The following is a 1,788-nucleotide window of genomic DNA, read 5'->3' on the forward strand; positions in this document are numbered from 1 at the left end:
GGCCGAGAACTCGTGAATGCCGCCCCCCGCCGAAAACGCCCGCTCCCCTGCTCCGGTCAGAATGACCGCTCGGACGCCGTCATCGACTTCCATGTCGTCAAGGACCGCAAGCAGGCGGTCGATCAGGGCATAGTTCAGCGCGTTGAGTTTCTCCGGCCGGTTGAGGGTGAGGATGGCAATCCCATCCCGGGTTTCGCTAAGGACAAGATCTGTCATTTGGCTGTTCCTTCTCCATCATGCTGATGGAAGGAAGACTATGCCCTTTGTCGCTTGTGTATATTCACTAGTCGGTATACATAGGCTTATGCCCGACACGCAGAGCCCTACCCGCAAACGCATTGTCGATGCCGCGACCAGGCTCTTCTATGCAGAAGGAATCGGTCGTGTCAGCGTCGATGCCGTTGCCGAGGAAGCGGGTCTCACCAAGCGCACGCTCTACTACCATTTCAAGAGCAAGGACGACCTGATCGCCGCCTATCTCGACGGCCGCGACCAACCCAATCTGAAGCGGATGGCCGGCTGGTTCGAGGCTGCCGAAGGCGGCGCGGATCGCAAGGTCGAGGCGATCTTCACCAATCTGGCGAGGTCCGCTCGCCACCCGAAATGGAAAGGATGCGGCTTCCTGCGCACGGCCGCCGAACTCGCCTCGATGCCCGGACATCCGGCGGTCAAGGTGGGCGCGCGGCACAAGCTGAATTTCGAAACATGGCTGGCCGGCGCCCTGTCGGACCATGGCGTCGCGGAGCCGCAAACCCTGGGGCGCGAGATCGTGCTTTTGATCGACGGCTGCTTTTCGATCATGCTGATCCACCGCAACCCCGATTACATCGAAGCGGCCGGACGCGCCGCGGCGACGCTGGTGCGGGCGCGACTTTCAGGCAGTCAGGTCTAAAGCGCGACGCGCTTTAAGCCTTTGGTTTTATGCATGTCGTTGGCCCAAAACCGGGGCCACTTTTGGGCGACATGCATTAGAAACCGAAAGCCAGCCATGCGGTGCCGGCGGCCAGCGTTATCAGCGTCAAAGGCAAGCCGACCTTGAAAAAAGCGCCGAACGACAGCGTCGTGCCGGCGGCCCGCGCCTGTTCGGCGACGATCAGGTTGGCGACCGAACCCAGCAGCGTGAAATTGCCGGCCAGCGTCGAGCTCATGGCGACGACCAGCCAGGCGCGCTCGGGGTTTTCGAGGCCGGGTATGAAGGGCCGCAGCGCCAGCACGGCCGGAACATTGCTCATGATGTTGGAAAGCACCGCGGTGAAGCCGGACAAGCGCCAGACGTCGTCCAGCCCGAGGTTCCTGGCCGAAGCGATCATGTCGGGCGAAAGAAGCGTCTTTTCAGCGCCGGCGACGACAACGAACAGACCGGCGAACATGAACAGCAGCGGACCGTCGATCTCGCGGTAGATGCGCTCCGGCTTGATGGCCCGGGTGAGCAAGAGGATGGCGCCGCCGATGAGTGCTGCCTTGGCGACGGGCACGCCGGCGAAGAAGGCAATTGCCAGCCCGATGCAGACCACCACCGCCTTCAGCACCTGCACCTTGTGCATGCGGCCACGCGAGACCTCGGGCGTCAGTTGGACGGTGCGGGCGAATTCGGCCCGGAAGACAATGCGGATGATGACAACGACCGCGACGAGGCCGAACAGGGCGACCGGAGCCAGCGCTGCCGAAAAGGCCGGATAGGAAATGCCCGACAGTGCACCGATGACCATGTTTTGGGGATTGCCGGTGATGGTTGCGACGCTGCCGCAATTCGACGCGGTGGCGGTGGCGATCAGATAGGGGATCGGG

Annotated in this window: 3 protein-coding genes; 1 reads left to right on the forward strand and 2 read right to left on the reverse strand. The window is 62.6% G+C overall.

Going from position 1 to position 1,788, the window contains the following annotated elements:
- The coding region (locus EOA22_RS32240) for an enoyl-CoA hydratase/isomerase family protein (RefSeq protein ID WP_206521393.1) at positions 1-216 on the reverse strand (216 nt) is incomplete at its 3' end.
- 88 nt (positions 217-304) lie between these two features.
- Between EOA22_RS32240 and EOA22_RS32245 the strand changes: the two genes are divergently transcribed.
- Positions 305-892, forward strand: coding sequence for a TetR/AcrR family transcriptional regulator (locus tag EOA22_RS32245; RefSeq protein WP_024505017.1), 588 nt, complete (start codon positions 305-307; stop codon positions 890-892).
- Between the two features lie 76 nt (positions 893-968).
- Here the strand turns inward: EOA22_RS32245 and EOA22_RS32255 are convergent.
- Positions 969-1,788, reverse strand: an 820-nt coding sequence (locus tag EOA22_RS32255; protein ID WP_127390536.1) for an SLC13 family permease, incomplete at its 5' end; no start/stop codon positions are given.

The organism is Mesorhizobium sp. M7A.F.Ca.US.014.04.1.1, from assembly GCF_003998745.1.
Taxonomy (GTDB): Bacteria; Pseudomonadota; Alphaproteobacteria; order Rhizobiales; family Rhizobiaceae; genus Mesorhizobium; species Mesorhizobium ciceri.

Coding starts and splice junctions, on each gene's coding strand:
- EOA22_RS32245 (WP_024505017.1), top strand. CDS start 305: ATGCCCGACACGCAGAGCCCTACCCGCAAACGCATTGTCGATGCCGCG.